Source organism: Chondromyces apiculatus DSM 436 (assembly GCF_000601485.1).
GTDB classification, from domain to species: domain Bacteria; phylum Myxococcota_A; class Polyangia; order Polyangiales; family Polyangiaceae; genus Chondromyces; species Chondromyces apiculatus.
Genome location: NZ_ASRX01000011.1, coordinates 213,495 through 232,017 on the forward strand (window position 1 = coordinate 213,495; position 18,523 = coordinate 232,017).

Genomic DNA, 18,523 nt, shown 5'->3' on the forward strand with positions numbered 1-18,523 from the left:
TCAACGCGGAGGGAGCGGGATCGGCGGCAGTCTGTGGTCTGGAACCCTCGGGGAGGGAGTTTCCGGGGAGGCTGTAGGGACTTCCCTGCATGCGCGATGACAGGAGCGGCGGCCCCGTTTATATCTGCGGTTCCATGGGTTGCTTGCACGCCGAGAAGGGGGCTGTGCGTCGATGACGAGCAGCTCGCCGGAGCTGGAGACGTCGGTCGCGAGACGAGCGCAGGCTCGGGTCGGCCAGATCTTGCGCGAGAAGTGGCGGCTCGATTCGCTGATCGGCGTCGGCGGGATGGCGGCCGTGTACAAGGCGAGTCACCGCAACGGCATGCGCGGCGCGGTGAAGATGCTGCACCTCGAGTTCAGCGCGAACGACGACGTGCGCCAGCGCTTCCTGCGCGAGGGCTACGTGGCGAACCGGGTGGACCACCCGGGCGCGGTGCGGGTGCTCGACGATGACGTGGCGGAGGACGGCTCGGTCTTCCTGGTGATGGAGCTGCTGGAAGGGGCGACGCTCGACCGGATGGCGATGATGCGCCAGGAGGGGCGGCTCGGCGTGGACGAGGTGCTGACCATGTCCGACGCGCTCCTCGGACTGCTCGTCGTGGCGCACAGCAAGGGGATCGTGCACCGCGATCTGAAGCCCGAGAACCTGTTCCTCACCATGGCCGGGGAGCTGAAGGTGCTCGACTTCGGCATCGCGCGGGTCCGCGAGGTGCAGGCGTCGGGACGAGAGACGCGCGAGGGGTCGCTGATGGGGACGCCAGCGTTCATGCCGCCGGAGCAGGCGATGGGGAGCTGGAGCGAGGTCGACGGGCGCACCGATCTCTGGGCCGCAGGGGCGACGATGTTCTCGCTGCTCACGGGGAGGCTGGTACACGACGGCGACACGGCGCAGAAGCTCCTGCTCGCGTCGATGACGAAGCAAGCGCCGCCGCTCGGGCAGGTGGCGCCGGGGATGCCCCTCGAGGTGTGCGCGGTGGTCGACAGGGCGCTCGCCTTCGCGCGCGACCAGCGCTGGCCCGACGCGAGCGCGATGCAGCAGGCCGTGCGGCATGCGCGAGAGGTGCGGGCGCGGGCGTCGAGTCCGGTGCTGTCCGTGCCGCAGTTCGGGGTGATGCCGTCGCCGTCGGTGCCGTCGGCATCAGTGCCTGCGCCGTCGGGGCCGATGCAGTCGGGGCCGATGCAGTCGTCGCCCGGGGAGCTGGTGCGCACGCCGTCGGGGCCCGGAGACCGGGCCGCCTTGCCGTCGGTCCCAGGGCCGCTCATGCCGGGGTCCTCGACGCCCGCGCCGCTCGTTGCGGGGGTGGTGCAGGGACCCGGTGCGCTGCGGCCACTGCAGGGGGCGTCCATCGCCGCCGTGGGGATCTCGGCGAGGTCGAACGATCTCGGGGGGACGACGTCGCCGCGGCGCGGCAGGAGCGCGATCGCGGTGGGGATCGTGGTCGGTGCGCTGTCCTGCCTGGCGCTGGCGGCCGTCTTCGGGACGCGGATGCTGGGTAGCAGCGACGGGGGCGAGGAGACGTCGCAGTCCGGCTCCGTCGCGCCGGTGTCCGAGACTGCGCCCGGGGCTCCCGGGGGAGCAGTGACGCCGGTGGGCGAGCCTGCGACGTCGGTGAGCGTGTCACCCGCAGGCGCCGCCCTGGTGGGGAGCCCTCCGCCCGAGAGCACGGTGAGCGCCGCCGCGACACCCGAGGGGACGACGCCGGGCAGCGTGGCGCCCAGCGTGAAGGCGTCGGGGAAGCCGCCCGAGCCGCGGCCTGCAGCTCCCGGGACCACGGCGCGGCCGCCGACGACGTCGAAGCCGGCAGAGCCGCCGCCAGCGACCACCACCAGGCCGAAAGCAGGGTTCGATGGCCGCTTCTGAGGTCTCCACGAGGGACGCCCTGGGTGGGCGAGCTTCACGAGGAAGAATCCATGCGTCTCCCTGAACGTCCCGTGCACTCCATGTCTCGGCGGTTCACTGCCGGCCCGAGGTCGACCTTCCCGTCCCGCCGCGCGCTGACGGCGTTCGTCGTGGGGAGCACGCTCGCGCTGGGCGGTTGCGGGCTCGTCCTCGACTGGAGCGGCTACGAGGACGGGGGCAGCGGGGAGGGAGGCAGCGGAGGCAGCGGCGGCAGCAGCGGCGTGGTGACAGCCGCAAGCGGTGGGGGAAACTGCGAGGTGGCATGCCCCGAAGGCGAGGTATGCGAGGCCGTGGAAGATGGGTCGTTCGGCTGCTTCGAGCCGGTGATGGCCACCGTGGTCGTGACCACGTACCCGGGCGTGGCGAACGGCGCCAAGCTCCCGGTCTCGGGGGCTCGGGTGCTGTTCGTCGCCGAGGGCAACCACCGCGCGCTCACCCTGAAGGCTTCGGAGGAGCCCGGCGGCCTCTATCGCGCGCAGATACCTGCCGAGCGCAACGCGACCACGGGCAGACCGCTCAAGGGGTTCGTCCACGTGGTGGTCGAGGCGTCGGAGTTCCTGCCCTACCCCTCCTGGATTCAGCCCCCGAGCCGCGCGAACCTGCTCACGACCACGCAGCAGGGTGAAATCCAGTTCCCGGAGGTCACCCTGCAGCGCCCCACGGAGGTTCGCCAGGGAGGGATGGTGAGCGGGAACGTGGCGAAGTCGGGGGCGGCCGGCGCCATCGTCGTGGCGCTCCTCGCCGATGGAGGAGCGAGCGCCGGGAAACCTGCCGTGGGGATGTCGATCGCAGACGCGGAGGGGAACTACGTCCTTCGCGATCTGCCCGCCGAGAACCTGCTCCTCAAGGCCTATGCGACGGGGCTCACGGTGGATGACCTGACGGTCACCGCACCGCCCGGCGACGGGATCGTCCTGAACTTCACGGAGTCGGATGCGCCGACGTTCCGGGTGAATTCGTTCCTCGTGGGAGCCCCGAACGTGGCCCAGGTCGTGGCCTTGGTCCCGACGAGCATCCTGCAGCCCGCCGCGCTGGTGGGCCCGGTGCCGCCCGGGATGCAGCTCATCGTCACGGGGGATGAGTCGTTCAGGTTCGAGCGGGTGCCCCAGGGCGAGTACGCGATCGTCACGTACCCCTTCGACGACGACGACAGCGCGCCGGTGCCAGGGAACGGTGTCCCGACGGTCGCCGTGAAGGACAAGAACGTGAACTTGGCCGAGGGGGTCGGGCTCGCGAGTGACTGGGACCTCCTCTTTCCGACGACGAGCGTCGACACGTTGAGCAAGGGCTCGCCCATGTTCCCCCTGTACTTCGAGGCGTCCGCGGCGAGCTGCGATGCCTACCTGTTCGGCGCCAATGGCGAGCTGCTCGAGAAGAAGGCGTTCTCGGAGACCGACATCACCTCACCCATGTGGACCGCGGAGAAGCTCAACGTCGGTCAGAGTTACAGCTACGTGATCCACCAGCGAAACACGGATGGGCACCTCTTCACGATGAGTGAGCTCTACAAGGGCCAGTTCCGTGTGGTCGAGTGAGATGCGCCTGCATTCGAGCCACGTGCGCGCGTTCGCGCTGAGCTTCGCTGCGGCGTGTGCCCTCGCCGTCACCCCGGCGGCGGCCCAGTCACCGCGGGATCCGGCGGCCGCCGAGGCCCTGTTCCAGGCCGCCAAGGCCGACGCCGCCAAGGGAGACTGGGACAGCGCCTGCGCGAAGCTCCGGCAGAGCCAGGACCTCGACCCGGCCCCCGGGACGGCGTTCCGGCTGGCGGAGTGCGAGGAGCAGCGCACGCGCATCGCGACGGCGTGGGCGCTCTACGTGGAGGTGGAGCAGCGCCTCGGGCCCGACGACGAGCGCCGCCCGCTGGTGCGGGAGCGCATCGAGGCGATCGCGCCCCGGGTGCCGTACCTGACCCTCCGCGCGGCGGCCGGCGCTCCGGGCGACCTGGAGGTGCTGAGAGACGGGGTGACGCTCGCGAAGAGCGCGCTGGGGCTAGCGCTGCCCATCGATCCAGGCCGCCACACCCTCACGGTGCGCGCGCCGGGGCGCAAGGAGCAGCAGTTCGTGGTCGAGCTGAAGGAGAGCGAGAAGAAGGAGCTGGAGGTCGCGCCCGGAGAGGTCCTGCCGCCCGTCGCGCCCCCCGGGAGCAGCGAGGGAGAGGGGTCGAGCGGCATGCGCACGGCTGGGTTCATCGCGCTCGGCGTGGGCGCGGCGGGGGCCGTGGTCGCCGGCGTGACGGGGGGCCTGCTGCTCTCGCGCAACGCGACCTTGAAGGACGAGTGCCCGAACAACGTGTGTACGCCGGAAGGCGTCGACATCCGTGACAACAGCGGCGGGCTGTTCGTGGCGAACTACGTGGGCTGGGGCGTCGGCATCGCCGGCGTGGCGACGGGCACGGTGCTGCTGATCCTGAGCCGCGGGAAGGAAGCGCCGAAGCAGGGCCGCATGAGCTTCGGGGCCACACCGCTGCCAGGTGGTGGCGCGGTGCTGATGCGCGGCAGCTTCTGACGGCGCGGCCTGCGGACCCGGGCTACGCTGGGCCCATGAGCGTGCGCGGAGAGAGCCGAGAGACGAAGCACCACGGCGCGCTGCGCGTCAGCGCTGTCATGACGGTCGCCGCAGCCCTGGTGGCGTGCACCTCGGGGGAGGGGGAGGGGACGCACGGGTTGGGCACGGGCGAGGGAGGCGCAGGGGGCGTGGGCACGGGCGCCCCGTCCAGTGGCCACGGTGGTGACGGCGGTGAGGGGGGCGGCGAGGCCGAGGTCTGCGAGGACACGTGCCCGGCGCCCGGGGGTGGGGTCACGTTCGCGTGCAAGCACCGCTTCATGTACGGCGTGAACTACGCCTGGCAGTATTTCGGGGGCGACTTCGGGGGCATCGCGGCCTGGCAGCAGGCGGGAGTCAGCGCGGACGCTGCATCGCACGCGGCGCGGCTCGCGGACATCCACGATCACGGCGGGAGCGTGGTCCGGTGGTGGGTGTTCCCCGACTTCCGCGGCGACGGGATCGCCTTCGACGCCAGCGACAACCCCACGGGGCTCGGCGGAACCGCGGTGGCCGACCTCCACAAGGCGCTGGAGCTCGCGGCGCAGGCTGACGTGTACCTGATGCCCTGCCTCTTCTCGTTCGATGCCTTCCGGCCCAGCGGGGACGTGGCGGGGATCTGGGTGCCCGGGATCACGCCGATGGTCGTCGACGCCCAGAAGCGCGCCATGCTCCTGGAGAATGTGGTGAGGCCGCTGGCCCGTGCCGCCGCGTCGAGCCCGCATAGCGAGCGGCTGCTGGCCTGGGATGTCATCAACGAGCCCGAGTGGGCGATGACGGGTCCGAGCCCCTACGGCGACGACACGTACGATCCGATGGGGGAACTCGCGGTGGTCACGCACGCGCAGATGGAGACGTTCGTCGCCGAGGTGATCGGTGTGCTGCGCGAGGAGAGCAGCGCGCTCGTGACAGTCGGGGGCGCGGCGATGAAATGGGCGAAGGCCTGGTCGGCCGTGGACGTCGATTTCTATCAGTTCCACATGTACGACTGGATCAATGCCTACTGGCCGTACATGGATTCGCCAGCCGAGTTCGGGGTGGACGACAGGCCGGTGGTGATGGGGGAGTTCCCGCTCCAGGGGCTGTCGGGCGTCTCTTACGGGGAGCTGGTCGGGGACTGGTACGGCAATGGTTACGCCGGCGCGCTCGGGTGGCACTACGAGGAGGCGACGCCCGAGCAGCTCGACGCCATGAAGGCGTTCGCGAGCACCCACGCCTGCGAGACCAGGTACTGAGCGCGAGGCGTCGAGGGCGTCGAGGGCGTCGAGGGCGTCGAGGCACCGAGGCGCGCTCCGGGTGCGGAGTCGCATGGCGGCAGGGCACCCCCGCGTCCCTGGCTGGCTTTACAGCCCACCGGGGAATGGGTACACCCCGGTATGATCGAGCTGGCCTGGTTTCGATGGGTGGCGGTGGGTCTCCTGCCGCTGGCTGCACTGGCCTGTGGGGATGGCGAGCCGTCCGACGGGAACGGCGAGGGAGGGCAGGGGGGCGAAGCAGGCGCGGGCGGGGCGGGCGGCGGTGACGGCTGCGTGGTCGTCACGGTGAAGGATCTGCGCTTCGACCTGCAGGACGACGTGGTGACCGGTTACCTCGGGGCGGTCGACCCCTCGATTGGCGGCGACCTGCCCGACCAGTTCTTCTTCCAGTTCTACAACTCGAGCGATTTCATGGGACCGCGGACGGGGACCTTCGATCTGTCGGCCCCTCCGGACGACAACTTCGGGACGTGCGCAAACTGCATCCTCATCACCGAGGACTTCGACGGGCAGACGTCGCAGCGGTTCTTCTTCCAGTCAGAAGGCACGCTGACCCTGGACCGGGATCCCATCGCGGAGCTCGACCTCGCGGCCACAGTGACGGGGCTCCGGCTCGTCGAGGTGACGCTCGATGAGACGCTGGCGTCGACGCCGGTGCCGGGCGGGGCATGCCTATCGGTGCCCGAGCTGCGCATCGACTACAAGTTCGTGCCGCCCGGGTGGACGTGCGCGGCGGAGCGCTACGAGGACGGCGCGGTCTGCGATTGCATGTGCGGGGCGCCCGACGCCGATTGCGCGCCCGACGGGGGGCTGCCCATCGAGGGGTGCGAGGCCGAGCAGGTGTGCGTCGGCGGGATGTGCTTCGACACATGCAGCGCCTTCGATCCCCGGGAAGGGTGCGCCGAAGGGGTGTGCAGCGTGGGGTATCCCGACGACCTCTGCTACGAGGATCCGAGCGCGGTGGCGTCGGTCGGCATCGGCGAGGCGTGCCCCCCGAACACGGCCTTCTGCGCGGTGGACGGGAGCTTCGCGAACGGTCTCTGCGACAGGTACGGGCGCTTCGACGAGGTGTGCCGCGGGCTCTGCCTTTCGGACGCAGACTGCGACGCCGCGCAGTACGAGCGCTGTTACGAGGTCTTCTTCGGGCTGTCGACCAAGGGGGTGTGCGCGCCCATCTTTCCGCCGGAGTGGACGTGCAGCGGTGCAGGGTACGGCGACGGCGCCGGGTGCGCGTGCGAGTGCGGCGCCGTGGACCCCGATTGCGTCGATAGGTCCTTGCCGGTGACGGGCTGTGCGGCAGGGGAGGTGTGCGTGCAGCCTGCGCTGTGCGCGATGCCGGCTCCGAACGACACCTGCGCGACGGCGCTGCCCTTGCCGCTCGGGACGAGCAGCAGCACCTCGCTGGGCGGGGTGGACGACTACGGGACCGATCCGGTGGACGGTGACTGCCTGGGGTTCGCGGTGCAGGGAGGGCCCGACGTGGTCTACCAGGTGGACCTCGCGGCGGGGCAGACGCTCGACGTGATGGCCGAGGCCGAGACGTTCGACGTCAACGTGTACCTGTTCGGGCCGGGCGACGCGTCGGTGTGCAACGCGACGCTGGCCGGCTGCGTGGCGGGTGAGGCCAACGTGAACGTGGGAGAGCACCTGGTGTTCACGGCGCAGGCGGGAGGGACCTACTTCCTGGTGATCGACTCGGCATACAGCTTCGATACCGGAGGCGAGTTCACGCTCACCGCCGCCGTCGACTGAGCGCGAGCGTCACCGCTCGGTGCGGGAGACGCGCACGAGCACGAGGTCGCCTCCGTGCACGGAGACGGGGCGCGCCTCACCGGCGTCGGCTTCCAGGAGGAGGCTGTCGCCGGGCGCGATGGCCTGAGCGCCGTCGAGCTGCAGGGCACCACCGAGCGCGTGGATCAGCCACAGGTCCCCGTGCGCCGGGAGGAGGGCGACGGCGTCTCCTTCGCGGTGGAAGGCGGCCTCGTGGGTGTACACAGCGCGCCGGGTGATGACGTTGAAGTCGCGGGTGGGGCCCCCGAGGAGCCGGCAGCGGGCGCTCCAGTCGCCGGAGAACGTGGCAGCGCTGCCTCTGCCGCGCAGCAAGCTCGGCGCAGCCTGGTCGAAGTGCAGCTCCATGCCCTCGCCGTCCAGCACGAGGAGCGTGCGGTCGTGGTCCGGAAAGGGCGAGAAGTCACAGTCGGAGTCGACCTCGGCGATGCTCACCCGCCAGTCGAAGGGGGCGCCTCCAGCAGGGTGCACGGCAAGCTCGGTGGTCCAGCCGAGGCCGTTCTTCCAGCGCATGCGGCGGTAGGCGGCCTGAGGCAGCGAGGTGAGCTTCATGGGGGCCCGTGAGGGGGTGCGCCACCGCTGCCGGAGGTTAGCGGCGAGGGAGACGTCACTCGATGATCGTGGCGCAGCCGAACAGGACCTCGATCTTGCCGGTCTTGCCAGGGCCGATGGAGAGCTGGGCGTCGTCGCAGGCCTGGGGGCAGAGGATCACCTGGGTGGGGTTCACGGGGTCGTCGTAGTACCAGGAGGCGCCCGTCCCGCAGGCGGCAGCGTTCGGCACGTGGTTGAGCACCGTCTGCGTGTCGCCGTCGCTGAAGGCCACGTTGACCTTGGTCGGGTCGATGGTGCCGCTGCTCGGCGTGGGGATGGTGACGTTGCAGGAGAGCTGCGCCGTCTGGATCACGGCCTGGGCGACGGCATCGAAGAAGGGCTGCCACGCGGCCTGGCCGTCGCAGATCTTGGCGCGCACGCCGTGCCTGCTGTTGACCAGGGTGGTGTACGTCGGCCCGGAGCTGGCAGGCTGCGACGCATCCGGGAAGTGACACCTCTCGCTGGGGTCGTTGTCGGAGCCCCAGCCGTAGAGGGCGCTGAAGACGTAGTCGTTGAAGAGGCCGTTCCAGGAGGGATGGAGGATGCCGGGCGGCAGGGTCAGGCTGTTGTAGGGGTTCTGGCCGCCGGGGAAGTTCTCGAACTGCGTGGCCGAGAGGCGGGCGTTGTCGTCGGTGACGACGACGATGGTCTTCGTCGCCTCGGGCCTGAGCTGGCTGGCCCAGGGCTCACCGCCGCGCTGCTGGCCGAGCTGGTAGCCGTTGGTCTGCGCGAGCGTACCCAGGAACTGTTCGAGCGGCTGGGTGCTGTAGATGTTCATGTTCGAGTGGAAGAACCGCGGGCTGTTGCCGCAGTTGTCATCCCCGGCGAGCGGCTGGGGGATGCAGATCGGGTGCAGGTTACCTTGCTGCGTCTTGCCGCGGAGCGAGAGCATGATGACCCGGTAGTCGAGGGACTTGGCGGCGATGAGGTTAGCGAAGGCGTTGAGGCCGAGCCGCACCTGCTGGACGGAAGTCGCCATGCTCGACGAGTTGTCGACCATCCAGATGATGTCGACGGGGAGCGCGGTCGCTGTCGCTTCTTCTGCCGCGGCCGCACACGCGGAGTCCGGTTCGAGGGGCGGGTCGCCGGAGTCGGCGTCGGTGTCGATCTGGATCCCGCCATCGTCTTCCACGGTGGTGGTCGTCCCTGCGCCCGTCCCGCTGAAGCCGTCGTTGCCACCGGCGCCGCCGTCTCCCGGGGGACTGCCGGGTTCGCCGGTCGCGGTCCCGCCGGTCGCTGCGGCGCAGGCATACATCCCAGTAAAGAGCGCAGGCACCAGCAGAGCGAAGAACCGAGCGCGATGCATTACGAACAGCATTATCACGCCGTTATGTGTAAACGGTGGGTTCTTTGGTGACATCCCGGTGACGGTGTTCGGTTGACGCGAAATGCAACACGCGGCGCACGCGGCCATACCGGACAGGGATGCCCCGCGCGGGGGGGGGTTGGTTGACGCAACGCGCGCCCTCTCGATAGGCTGAAAGTGATGCTATCTCGCCACCTTCGCGCTCGTTCCACGGCCGTGCTGTTCCTTCCCTTGGCCGTGCTGCTTCACGGCGCGTGCTCGGACGGTGGGGGGAGCGCCTCTCCTGGCGCCCAGCCTGACGGCACGGGTGGGACCGGGGGGGCCGGCCAGGGTGGGCAGGGAGGAGGCGACGGAGGGAGCGGCGCGGCTGGCGCGTGCAGCAGTGAGAACTGTCCGCAGCCCTTCATCTGCCGCTACGACACCTGCATCCCCGATCTGGGCACCTGCGCGACCTACGACGACTGCCCCGGGGACTCGTACTGCGACGCGAACGGGGACTGCATCCCCTATGGCGTTCCTCCGGACGTGATCAACGATCCCGACTGCCAGCGGCAGGAGGTGCCCGAGGGCGTGAGCCCGACGGTACAATGCGAGTGGATGGCGCCGAGTGATCCCAGCGATCCGACCGCGCAATCCATCTACGTCTACACGGCCCCGATCGTGGCGGACCTGAACCTCGACGACGATCCCGGCAAGCTCCAGCCGTCGATCGTGATGACGACGTTCCAGAACATCGCGTCGGCGCGTATCGGTACGGTCCGGGTCTTCGACGGCCGCACCTGCGAGGAGCAGATGCGGATCGGCGGCGCGGACGACGCCACGGACGAGAACCGGCCAGCGTACGGGACGCAGTGGGCCATCGGGGACCTCGACGGCGACGTGCCGACGGGTGGGCACCCCGAGATCGTGGGCATGCACCGGACCAGCGGTTCGGGGAATGGTGTCCCCCTGAACCTGTACGCGCTGGAGATCGATACGGCAAGTGGCACGCCGACGCTGTCGCGGCGCTGGTACGGGAGGGTCTGCAGCGCAGGTGGCGACACCCTCGTCAACTTCAGCTCGAACCAGGCGAACTACGGGCCCGGGATCTGGGACATCAATGACGACGGGTCGCCCGAGATCATCGTCGATGAGATGGTGTTCGACGCCGATGGCTGCTTGCTCAACACCTTCAGCGACTTCGCCTACCTGAGCCACGGGGTGATGTCGTCGATCGCCGACGTCGACCTCGACGGGATGCCGGAGCTGGTGCGCTTCGATCGGGTCGCTGGCTGGGACCAGGGCGCTTCGGCGTGGGTGACCAAGGGCTTCTTCGTCCCCGATGCGACGGCGCAGAAGGCCGGGCACGTGGCCATCGCCGACCTCGGTCAGTACTCGCAGATCGCGGGGCACCCGTTCCCGAACGAGCTGCCCGAGGTGGTGGTGGTGTCGGCCGAGACCACCACCTTCAACCCCAACAGCTCGGGGACGATCCGGGTGCAGACGATCGACGGCACGGTGGTGTGGGGTCCCGTGGCGCTGCACCACGATGCAGGTCAGCCCGGGGGGCATGGCGGCCCGCCCACGGCGAGCGACTTCGATGGCGACGGGCAGGTGGAGTTCGCGGCGGCGGCGAACCAGTACTACGCGGTCTACGATCCCGATTGCGTGGCGGCGCTCGGGGGCCAGAGCCCGGCAGAGCGGCCAGGAGGGAAGTGCGAGCGGCCGCCGGGGATGGAGTCGCTCCCCGACGGGGTGCTCTGGGCCCAGCTCTCGCAGGACTTCTCATCGAGCGGCACAGGGTCGTCGGTCTTCGACTTCAACGGCGATGGCAACGCCGAGGCCGTGTACGGCGACGAGTGCTACATCCGCGTCTACGAGGGCAAGACCGGCAACGTGATCTTCAGCGCGCCGGCCTCCAACTCGACAGGCTTCGAGCTGCCCGTCATCGCTGACGTGGACGGCGACTTCGCCACGGAGATCGTGGTGGCGCGCTCCCCGGGGCCAGGCTGCCCGGCGACGGACCCGCTCTTCCCGAACTCGGGGCCGGCGACGCAGAGCGGTGGGTTCATGATCCTGCGCGACCCCGAGGATGCCTGGGCTTCCTCGCGGCCCATCTGGAACCAGCACGCCTACTCGGTCACGCACGTGACCGACGACGCGCGCATCCCCTCCTCCAGCCAGGTCGCGCCGAACTGGACGCAGCCCGGGATGAACAACTTCCGGCAGAACACGCAGGGGGACCTCGGGGTGCTCAACGTCGCCGACCTGACGGCGGTGATCACCGACACCGGCTCGCTCTGCAGCGGTAGCGCCGGGGACCTGACGCTGAGGACCCGGGTGTGCAACCGCGGGACCAACCCGGTGCAGGACGGGGTCACCGTGGAGCTGCAGTCGAACGACGGCTCCGGGACGACGACGGTGCTCTGCAGCGCGGAGACGCAGGCGCTCCTCATGCCGGGCGACTGCGAGGAAGTCTCGTGCACGGGCACCGTGAGCGGGACCGGGAACATCTTCGTGGTCGTCGACCCGAGCGGCACCATTGCCGACTGCCACCCCGGGAACAACCAGGGCGCCGGCACGCTGCAGATCTGCCCCGAGTGAGCCCTGTCGGCGCCCCTCGTCCGCGCTACCCGGCCTGAGCGCCGCCGGGCGTGAGCGTCTTCAACGCTCCTCGTCGTCGCGGCGCACGAGGCCCTCGCGGCGCCCCATCTCGTAGAGCTTCTCCTTGAGGAGCTGGAAGCGCTTCCGGAGGCGGGCTGCCTCGCGCTTCAGGTCCTCACCCTCCAGCAGGGCGGTGTCGTCCTCGTGCAGGACCCGCGCCAGATCGATCCAGGAGAGCTGGCGGTCCACGCGGAGGAGGAGCAGCGTCTGGTCCTCGGGCGGCAGCGACTCTCGCAGGGCAGCGAAGCGGTTCTTCCGCTCGGTCTGGAGCCACGACTGGGTCTGGGTGCGCACCTCGGCGACGATCGCTTCGAGGTGCGCGGACTCCGGCAGGGGGCCCAGGCGCGCGGCGCGCCGCCGGGCATCGCGGCGGAACCGCAGCGAGGCTTTGCGCGCGACGCTGTAAGCCCACGTGCGGAAGGACGAGCGCCAGCCGAAGCGGGGCAGGCCGCGCCAGACACCCTCGGCGAAGAGGGAGAAGACCTCCGAGGCGTCGTCCTCGTTGTGGTGCAGGGCGGCCAGGAACTCGAAGATCTCCCGGCCGTAGCCGCGGAGCGCGACCTCTGTGGCGCCGGTCGTGTCGCCGCGCTCGGCGCGCTCGCGGATGGCCGCCTCCAGCTCTTCCCTCTGCTGCACGTTCATAGGTCAGTCGGTCAACCGCGTCCGTCTGGGTGGATGCCCGGCCATCTTGGCCGGCCGCCGCGCAGATCGCCACCTGTCGGGTTCACATGGTCCCCGGGCGGCATCTATCCCCGCGGGATGTCAGGAGAACGACGGCAGGTCGGGCGAGGGCACCGCGCTCTCTGCCGACCGACGCTGGCGACCGCGATATGCTGCGAGCGTTCATGGACCAGGGCTCCCGGGCACGCAGGGGTGAAGCGGAAGACAGTGGCGAGGAAGACCTGTCGGACCTCGACAGTGAAGGCTCGATCACGCCCGACCCCTTCCTGGCCGAGGTGGCCCGGATCTCCACGCGGCCCGAGCAACCGGAGGACATGCCTCGCCCGGGGGAGACCCTGGGTCGCTTCGTGCTCCGGAGAGAGCTCGGGCGCGGCGGCATGGGGGTGGTGTTCGCGGCCGAGGACGTGACCCTGGGTCGCGACGTCGCCCTCAAGGTGCTCCCGTGGTCGGGGGACGAAGGGCGGCGCCGGCGCTTCCTGCGGGAGGCGCGCTCGGCGGCAGCGCTGAGCGATCCGGGGATCGCCACCATCTTCGACGTGGGCGAGGCGGATGGCTGGGTGTTCATCGCCATGGAGCTGATCCGGGGCGAGACGCTGCGCGCGGTGCTGGAGCGCCGGCCGGTGAGAGGTCGCGCCCTGCCAGGGGAGGAGGTGCGGCGCGTGGCCCGGGCGATCGCCAGGGCGCTCGCCAAGGCGCACGCGGCGGGCGTCGTGCATCGGGACCTGAAGCCCGAGAACGTGATGATCGCCGACGACGGGCAGGTGAAGCTGCTGGATTTCGGGCTGGCCAAGGTGGCCCGCGCCGAGTCCATGCCTGGAGGGCTCTCCACCACCGAGACGGCGGAGGGGCGCATCCTCGGTACACCCGGGTACATGTCGCCGGAGCAGGCCAAGGGCTGGCCGGTGGACGCCCGGAGCGACGTGTTCTCGTTCGGCGTGCTGCTGTACGAGCTGCTCACGGGGCGGCGGCCGTTCGTGGGGGCGACCCTGGTGGAGCTGATCATCGCCATCGACCGTGACGAGCCCCCGTCGCCCTCGTCGATCCGCTCCGGGGTGGAGCGTGACCTGGAGAGGGTCGCGCTGCGCTGCCTGCGCAAGGAGGCCGCGGCGCGCTACGCCGACGCGGGAGCGGTGCTGCGGGCCCTCGACGCCACGCCGGCAGCGAGGCGCTGGGGAGGGCTCGCGGGCATCGTCGCGGCTGCCGTCGGGGCGGCTGCGGTCGCGGGGGTGGTGGCGTTCGGCCTGCGCGACCTCGGCTCCTCGCGCGAGGGTGCCTCGCTCGCGCTCACCGCGCCTCCCTCCCTGGCGCCTGGTCCCACCACGCCCGCCACCTCCCTCGCGGGGGCGGCGTTGACGGCGGTGACGGACCTGCCGGTTCCAGCCTCGGTCAAGCCGGAGGCTGCTGCCCAGTACCGGGAAGCGCTCGCGGCGTTTCGCAACGGCGGAGGCTGGTTCGTGTCGCTGCACCGGGCGCTGGAGCTGGATCCCTCGTTCACGGCGGTGCACGTGCAGTTCGCCCTGAGCGCGTTCATCCTGGCCAAGGACGTGGAGCGGCCGCGCGAGCATTTTCGCCGGGCGGAGGCGATGGCGCACACGCTCAGCGAGCGCGAGAAGGCGCTCCTGAACGCGGTGGAGCCGGTGGTGCGCAACCAGCCCGCGGACTGGGCAGTCGCCATCCGGCGGCTCCAGCGGCTCGCGGACCGCTCTCCAGGCGACGCCCAGATCTGGTTCCTGCTCGGCTCGGCGACCGCCAACTACTCCGACTTCGACAAGGCGATCGGCTTCCTGGAGCACGCGCTCCAGATCGATCCGGCCTTCGCGCGCGCGCTCGCGGCGATCGCCACCTACCACGCCTACCGGGGGCGGTTCCAGGAGGCGCAGGCGGTGCTCGACCGCTGCATCGGAGAGTCGCCGCGGGCCACGCTCTGCCTGCAGACCCAGCTCCTCGTGCGCTCCAGCCTGGGAGACTGCGAGGGAGCGGAGCGCTCGGCGCGGAGGTTGCTCGCGTCCTCCGTGGTGCCTGCCGCGACGTACCCCTCGTTCGCGAACGCGCTGGCCTCTCGTGGGCAACCGCTCCCCACCGTGCGCGAGGCGCTGCGGCAGGGGGAGGAGGCGCTCGCGGGCCTGCCAGCCCCGATCGCCACGGACCTCCAGCAGATGCTGCTCATCGCCAGGATCCGCGCCGATCTGCTCGGGGGTGAGTTCGAGGCGGCGGAAAGCGCGGCCCGGGGGCTCGAACGGGCGGTGGCTTCGTCGAGCCGGCAGCAGGTCGTGCGTGGTGGGGCCGCGCTGCTCCGCGCGCTCGCGCTCGAAGAGAGCGGGCGTGCCGCGGAGGCCGGCGAGGTCGCGCTCGGGTTCCTGGATCGGCGTGACGCCTGGGAGCCCGCGCCGGGCGCCGAGGACTCTGCCCTCGCGAGCGACGCCACCCCACCCTTGCTCCTTATCGCGCGCCGCGCTGGCCTCCTCGACCGACGCGGCGTCGTCGCGCGTCGTGAGCCGTGGCTCAGTAGCTGGACCGAGCGGCTCACGCCGGTGTCGCGCAGCTTTCTCTGGTTGCACGGCTACGCGGGGCTCGTCGAGGACGAGGCCGACGCGCGCGAGGCGCTGAAGGCGCTGCCGCGCTTCGAGCCCCTCCCTCCGTTCAGGCCCCAGACGGCCATCGACGCCGCGGTGGGTCGGACGTTCCGGCTCGGGGGGCAGAGCGCCGAGGCGAGCCGCTGGCTCGAGGGCGCTTCGCGGAGCTGCATGGCGCTCGACTTCCCCGTGGAGCACACGCGCACGCACCTGTGGCTCGGTCAGCTTCGTGAAGAGACGGGGGACCGCGAGGGCGCCTGCGCAGCTTACGGTGTGGTGCTCCACCGGTGGGGAGCGGCGCGACCGCGGAGCATCACCGCAGAGGCGGCGCGCGGGCGTTCCAGGGCGCTCGGCTGCAGGGGATAGAGCGCGTCGAAAAATCGCGCTGGGGTCTGTCACATCCAGCGCGCGCGGGAGCTATCCGATCGAGAGGCCCGACACCGCCCCGGGGGGCGCGCCGCGGAGCCGACTGCGAAAGGAACCACCGCCATGGACCCCTCCCTCAAGTCCACGTCTGTCTCCGTCTGGGCGCGCCTCCGCAGGCCCGCGATCCTGGCAGCGTCCTCCTTGCTGCTCGCGGGCTGCGCCGAGGCCGTGGCCGATGAGAGCATCACCGGGGAGGTCACCGGAGGTCAGTCCGAGGTGCTGCACTTCACCGGGCCGGGCGTCACCGCGCGCATGACGCGCGTCGTCGCCGCCGATGGCGGAGAGTCGCTGCAGGGTGAGACCGTGGTCGAGGAGGAGAACGGCGCGCGCCGACGGGTGGAGGAGCAGGTCACGCTCGACGGAAAAGGCAGGCTGGTCAGCGCCGCGATCTCGCTCCTCTCGAACGAGGTCCTGGTGACGCGCCTTCAGCTCGATCCTACGCACGGGACGGTGCGGGTCTCGACGCCCGAGGGCACGGTGGAGCACCACCCGCCGACGGATGCGCCGTGGATCTACACTCCCCCCTGGGACGGAGGCGCAGACCTGTCCGAAGGAGGAGGGGCGCATGTGGCAGGGGCTCCCCTGCACGTGCTGGCGGGGCACGGCACCACCTTCGCCACGCCGGTGTCGGCGTGGGTGACGCTGCGCGGCGGAGCGACGAAGGCCTGGGTGCGGCAGATCGAGGCCAACCGAGGCGAAGGTGCGCTCGTCCCGCAGGACCAGGTTGTCGTGCCTCACGAGCGCGGCGTTACCGTGGTGGTCGGATCCCACGGTGCAGACGTCTCCGGAAGTTTCATCGAAGAAATCCGGCTGAGCGATCCGCCCGTGACGCTGGTTCGTGTCCAGCCGGGGAACCGGCTCATGCTCTGAGCACACCCGGGTGAACCGAGTTTTGCCCGCCGCCCTTGCCGTGCCGAACTGGCTCCGTTACATCAGTGAAACCAGAATGGTAGCCCAAGGGGGGGTAAACCATGACGATCGAATGCACCTGGTGCGGGTTCACCGTGCATGGGCTGGATGCCATCGCGAGTATCCCGGCGTGGCCGCTGGAGGGTTCTTTTTGCCCGCGCTGTCGTGGCCGTCGCGCTGAAGGCGCGAAGGTCGTCATCGACGGGCGATACCACGTGGAAGCCGAGATAGGCCGAGGGGGGATGGGCATCGTCTACCTCGCCTCGGACGAGGGCCTCGGGCGCAAGGTGGCGCTGAAGGTCGTCTCGCCCGAGCTGGGCAACGATCTGGAGTGGGTCAAGGCGCTGCGCAAAGAGGCGGCCGCGCTCGCCTCGATCCGGAGCCCGCATGTGGTTCAGGTCCATGCCTTCGGCAGGCACGAAGGCGCGTGCTTCTTCGTGATGGAGTACGTCCGCGGCCAGACGGTGCGCGACATCCTGGCCGAGCACTGGCTGCACCGCGCCCAGATCCCGCTCCACCGGGCGCTCACCATCATCAGCCGGCTCGCCGCCGGGCTCGATGCCGTGCACGAGACGGGCATCGTTCACAGGGACCTCAAGCCCGACAACGTGGTCATCGAGGAGGACACCGGGCGCCCGGTGCTCGTGGACTTCGGGCTCGCCGTCACCGATCCCACCGAGCGGTGGGCGATGAGCGGGGGGACGCCGCTCTACATGGCGCCGGAGCAGACGCACCTCTCGGCCCACACCACCGTCTCTCCGCGGACCGACGTCTACGCGTTCGGTTGTCTCTCGTTCGAGCTGCTCTGCGGCCGGCCTCCGTTCGACGACCTGGTGGCTGCCCAGGTGCTGCACGATCACGCGCACACGAGCCCGCCGGCCATCTCGCAGCTCCGCCCGGAACTCGCCGCGGCCGACGCGGTCTTCCGGCGGGCCCTCGCCAAGGACCCGGCAGAGCGCCACGCGACGTGCTCCGCCTTCGCGCAGGCGCTGATGGCGGCGCTGGGCGTGACGGAGTGCATCGATCCTCCGCCTCCCTCACCGCGGCGCGAGCGCTACGACAGCAGCGCCCGGCGGGTGCTGGTGGTGGACGACGATCCGGCCTTCAGGCGGTTCGCCACCCGCGCCGTGCAGCTCGCCTTCTACGAGGAATCGCTGGAACTCGTGGCGGCGGCCACCGGCGCCGAGGCCCTGGTCAGCGCGTGGCGACAGCCGCCGCACCTCGTGCTCCTCGACTTCGACATGCCGGGCCTCGACGGGGTGGGGACGCTCTCGCGCCTGCGGTCCTTGCCGCAGGGCGATCAGGCGCGGGTCGTGGTGATGAGCGCCAAGCTCGGCGAGGCGGATCGCTGGCGGTTCTCGGTGCTCGGGGTGGGAGACTTCGTGGCGAAGCCCATCGAGCTCGAGCAGCTCATCGAGACCATCTCCAGCATCGCGGCCCGCACGGCCTGGCCTGCCCAGCACGCGCCGGGGCACGATGCCGCAGCGCCCTCGTCTCACACCGCCATGAACGCCGCCTTCGCGTCGGCCAGCGCCGCCGCGAGCTGAGCGAGCATCTCGCCGGCGGGCGCCGCGTCGCCCGCCTCCAGCGTATCCTCCACGCGACCGAGGGCCTGGCTCAGGGCCGACCACCCGTACGAGCCAGCGGTGCCACGGATGCGGTGCGCCAGCAACCTGGCCCTGGCGAGGTCGTCGGCATCGCCCTCGCCGCGCTGCACGCGCGCGATGCACGTGCTGATCTCGTCGAGGTAGCCGGGGAGCTGCGCCCGGTACTCCACGCGCATCTCCGCGAGGGCTGCCTGGATGGCAGCTTCGCGCGCAGGGCTACGGTGGGGTCGCTGCGGATCCTGGGGGTGGGACATGAGGCGGCTGCCTCCAGTGCAGCCCCTCATCTTACCACCGTGACTGGT

General features: G+C 70.7%; 13 protein-coding genes. 9 read left to right on the forward strand and 4 right to left on the reverse strand.

Features of this window, described 5'->3' with window-relative positions; all coding sequences use genetic code 11:
• The first annotated feature begins 172 nt into the window (after nucleotides 1-172).
• The 5 genes from CAP_RS54900 to CAP_RS08785 all read left to right on the forward strand — a co-directional run bounded on the left by CAP_RS54900 (nucleotide 173) and on the right by CAP_RS08785 (nucleotide 7,449).
• Entirely contained in the window at nucleotides 173-1,861 is a 1,689-nt protein-coding gene (locus tag CAP_RS54900; RefSeq protein ID WP_044238414.1) for a serine/threonine-protein kinase, read from the forward strand.
• A 50-nt stretch (nucleotides 1,862-1,911) separates the two neighbouring features.
• Nucleotides 1,912-3,435 carry a carboxypeptidase-like regulatory domain-containing protein gene (locus CAP_RS08770; RefSeq protein WP_156040617.1) on the forward strand — a complete coding sequence of 508 codons (1,524 nt, stop codon included), beginning with the start codon at nucleotides 1,912-1,914 and terminating at the stop codon, nucleotides 3,433-3,435.
• Nucleotide 3,436: 1 nt separating this feature from the next.
• A complete protein-coding gene (locus tag CAP_RS08775; RefSeq protein WP_044238418.1) occupies nucleotides 3,437-4,405 on the forward strand; it encodes a hypothetical protein in 969 nt (322 codons plus the stop codon).
• Between the two features lie 35 nt (nucleotides 4,406-4,440).
• Nucleotides 4,441-5,676 carry a glycoside hydrolase 5 family protein gene (locus CAP_RS08780; RefSeq protein WP_044238420.1) on the forward strand — a complete coding sequence of 412 codons (1,236 nt, stop codon included), beginning with the start codon at nucleotides 4,441-4,443 and terminating at the stop codon, nucleotides 5,674-5,676.
• 141 nt (nucleotides 5,677-5,817) lie between these two features.
• Nucleotides 5,818-7,449, forward strand: coding sequence for a PPC domain-containing protein (locus tag CAP_RS08785; RefSeq protein WP_044238422.1), 1,632 nt, complete (start codon nucleotides 5,818-5,820; stop codon nucleotides 7,447-7,449).
• Nucleotides 7,450-7,458: 9 nt separating this feature from the next.
• Here CAP_RS08785 and CAP_RS08790 read toward each other — a convergent pair whose 3' ends face one another.
• Nucleotides 7,459-8,037 carry a HutD/Ves family protein gene (locus tag CAP_RS08790; protein WP_044238424.1) on the reverse strand — a complete coding sequence of 193 codons (579 nt, stop codon included), beginning with the start codon at nucleotides 8,035-8,037 and terminating at the stop codon, nucleotides 7,459-7,461.
• Nucleotides 8,038-8,092: 55 nt separating this feature from the next.
• On the reverse strand, nucleotides 8,093-9,331 hold the full coding sequence (locus CAP_RS08795; RefSeq protein WP_044238427.1) for a hypothetical protein: 1,239 nt from the start codon (nucleotides 9,329-9,331) through the stop codon (nucleotides 8,093-8,095).
• 288 nt (nucleotides 9,332-9,619) lie between these two features.
• On the opposite strand from CAP_RS08795, the gene CAP_RS08800 reads away from it, so the two are divergent.
• Nucleotides 9,620-11,965: an FG-GAP repeat domain-containing protein gene (locus tag CAP_RS08800; RefSeq protein ID WP_197041079.1), complete on the forward strand. Its 2,346-nt coding sequence runs from the start codon at nucleotides 9,620-9,622 to the stop codon at nucleotides 11,963-11,965.
• 60 nt (nucleotides 11,966-12,025) lie between these two features.
• Here the strand turns inward: CAP_RS08800 and CAP_RS08805 are convergent, their stop codons facing one another.
• Nucleotides 12,026-12,661: an RNA polymerase sigma factor gene (locus tag CAP_RS08805; protein ID WP_197041080.1), complete on the reverse strand. Its 636-nt coding sequence runs from the start codon at nucleotides 12,659-12,661 to the stop codon at nucleotides 12,026-12,028.
• A 209-nt stretch (nucleotides 12,662-12,870) separates the two neighbouring features.
• Here CAP_RS08805 and CAP_RS44030 point away from each other — a divergent pair, with 209 nt between their 5' ends.
• From CAP_RS44030 to CAP_RS44035, 3 genes are all read left to right on the forward strand, one after another.
• Nucleotides 12,871-15,645 (forward strand): serine/threonine-protein kinase, encoded by a 2,775-nt coding sequence (locus CAP_RS44030; protein WP_197041081.1) that lies wholly within the window; start codon nucleotides 12,871-12,873, stop codon nucleotides 15,643-15,645.
• A gap of 123 nt (nucleotides 15,646-15,768) precedes the next feature.
• A complete protein-coding gene (locus CAP_RS08815) occupies nucleotides 15,769-16,575 on the forward strand; it encodes a hypothetical protein (RefSeq protein ID WP_044238432.1) in 807 nt (268 codons plus the stop codon).
• Nucleotides 16,576-16,676: 101 nt separating this feature from the next.
• A complete protein-coding gene (locus tag CAP_RS44035; protein ID WP_081864688.1) occupies nucleotides 16,677-18,161 on the forward strand; it encodes a protein kinase domain-containing protein in 1,485 nt (494 codons plus the stop codon).
• Here the strand turns inward: CAP_RS44035 and CAP_RS08825 are convergent.
• On the reverse strand, nucleotides 18,110-18,475 hold the full coding sequence (locus tag CAP_RS08825) for an Hpt domain-containing protein (RefSeq protein ID WP_044238433.1): 366 nt from the start codon (nucleotides 18,473-18,475) through the stop codon (nucleotides 18,110-18,112). The genes CAP_RS44035 and CAP_RS08825 overlap by 52 nt on opposite strands.
• Nucleotides 18,476-18,523: the final 48 nt, after the last annotated feature.

Bases quoted from the DNA above. Each gene is read 5' to 3' on its own strand.
- CAP_RS44035 (WP_081864688.1), top strand. From the start codon at position 16,677: ATGACGATCGAATGCACCTGGTGCGGGTTCACCGTGCATGGGCTGGAT.
- CAP_RS08770 (WP_156040617.1), top strand. From the start codon at position 1,912: ATGCGTCTCCCTGAACGTCCCGTGCACTCCATGTCTCGGCGGTTCACT.
- CAP_RS08795 (WP_044238427.1), bottom strand. From the start codon at position 9,331: ATGTATGCCTGCGCCGCAGCGACCGGCGGGACCGCGACCGGCGAACCC.
- CAP_RS08825 (WP_044238433.1), bottom strand. From the start codon at position 18,475: ATGTCCCACCCCCAGGATCCGCAGCGACCCCACCGTAGCCCTGCGCGC.
- CAP_RS08790 (WP_044238424.1), bottom strand. From the start codon at position 8,037: ATGAAGCTCACCTCGCTGCCTCAGGCCGCCTACCGCCGCATGCGCTGG.
- CAP_RS08780 (WP_044238420.1), top strand. From the start codon at position 4,441: ATGAGCGTGCGCGGAGAGAGCCGAGAGACGAAGCACCACGGCGCGCTG.
- CAP_RS54900 (WP_044238414.1), top strand. From the start codon at position 173: ATGACGAGCAGCTCGCCGGAGCTGGAGACGTCGGTCGCGAGACGAGCG.
- CAP_RS08785 (WP_044238422.1), top strand. From the start codon at position 5,818: ATGATCGAGCTGGCCTGGTTTCGATGGGTGGCGGTGGGTCTCCTGCCG.
- CAP_RS44030 (WP_197041081.1), top strand. From the start codon at position 12,871: ATGGACCAGGGCTCCCGGGCACGCAGGGGTGAAGCGGAAGACAGTGGC.
- CAP_RS08775 (WP_044238418.1), top strand. From the start codon at position 3,437: ATGCGCCTGCATTCGAGCCACGTGCGCGCGTTCGCGCTGAGCTTCGCT.
- CAP_RS08815 (WP_044238432.1), top strand. From the start codon at position 15,769: ATGGACCCCTCCCTCAAGTCCACGTCTGTCTCCGTCTGGGCGCGCCTC.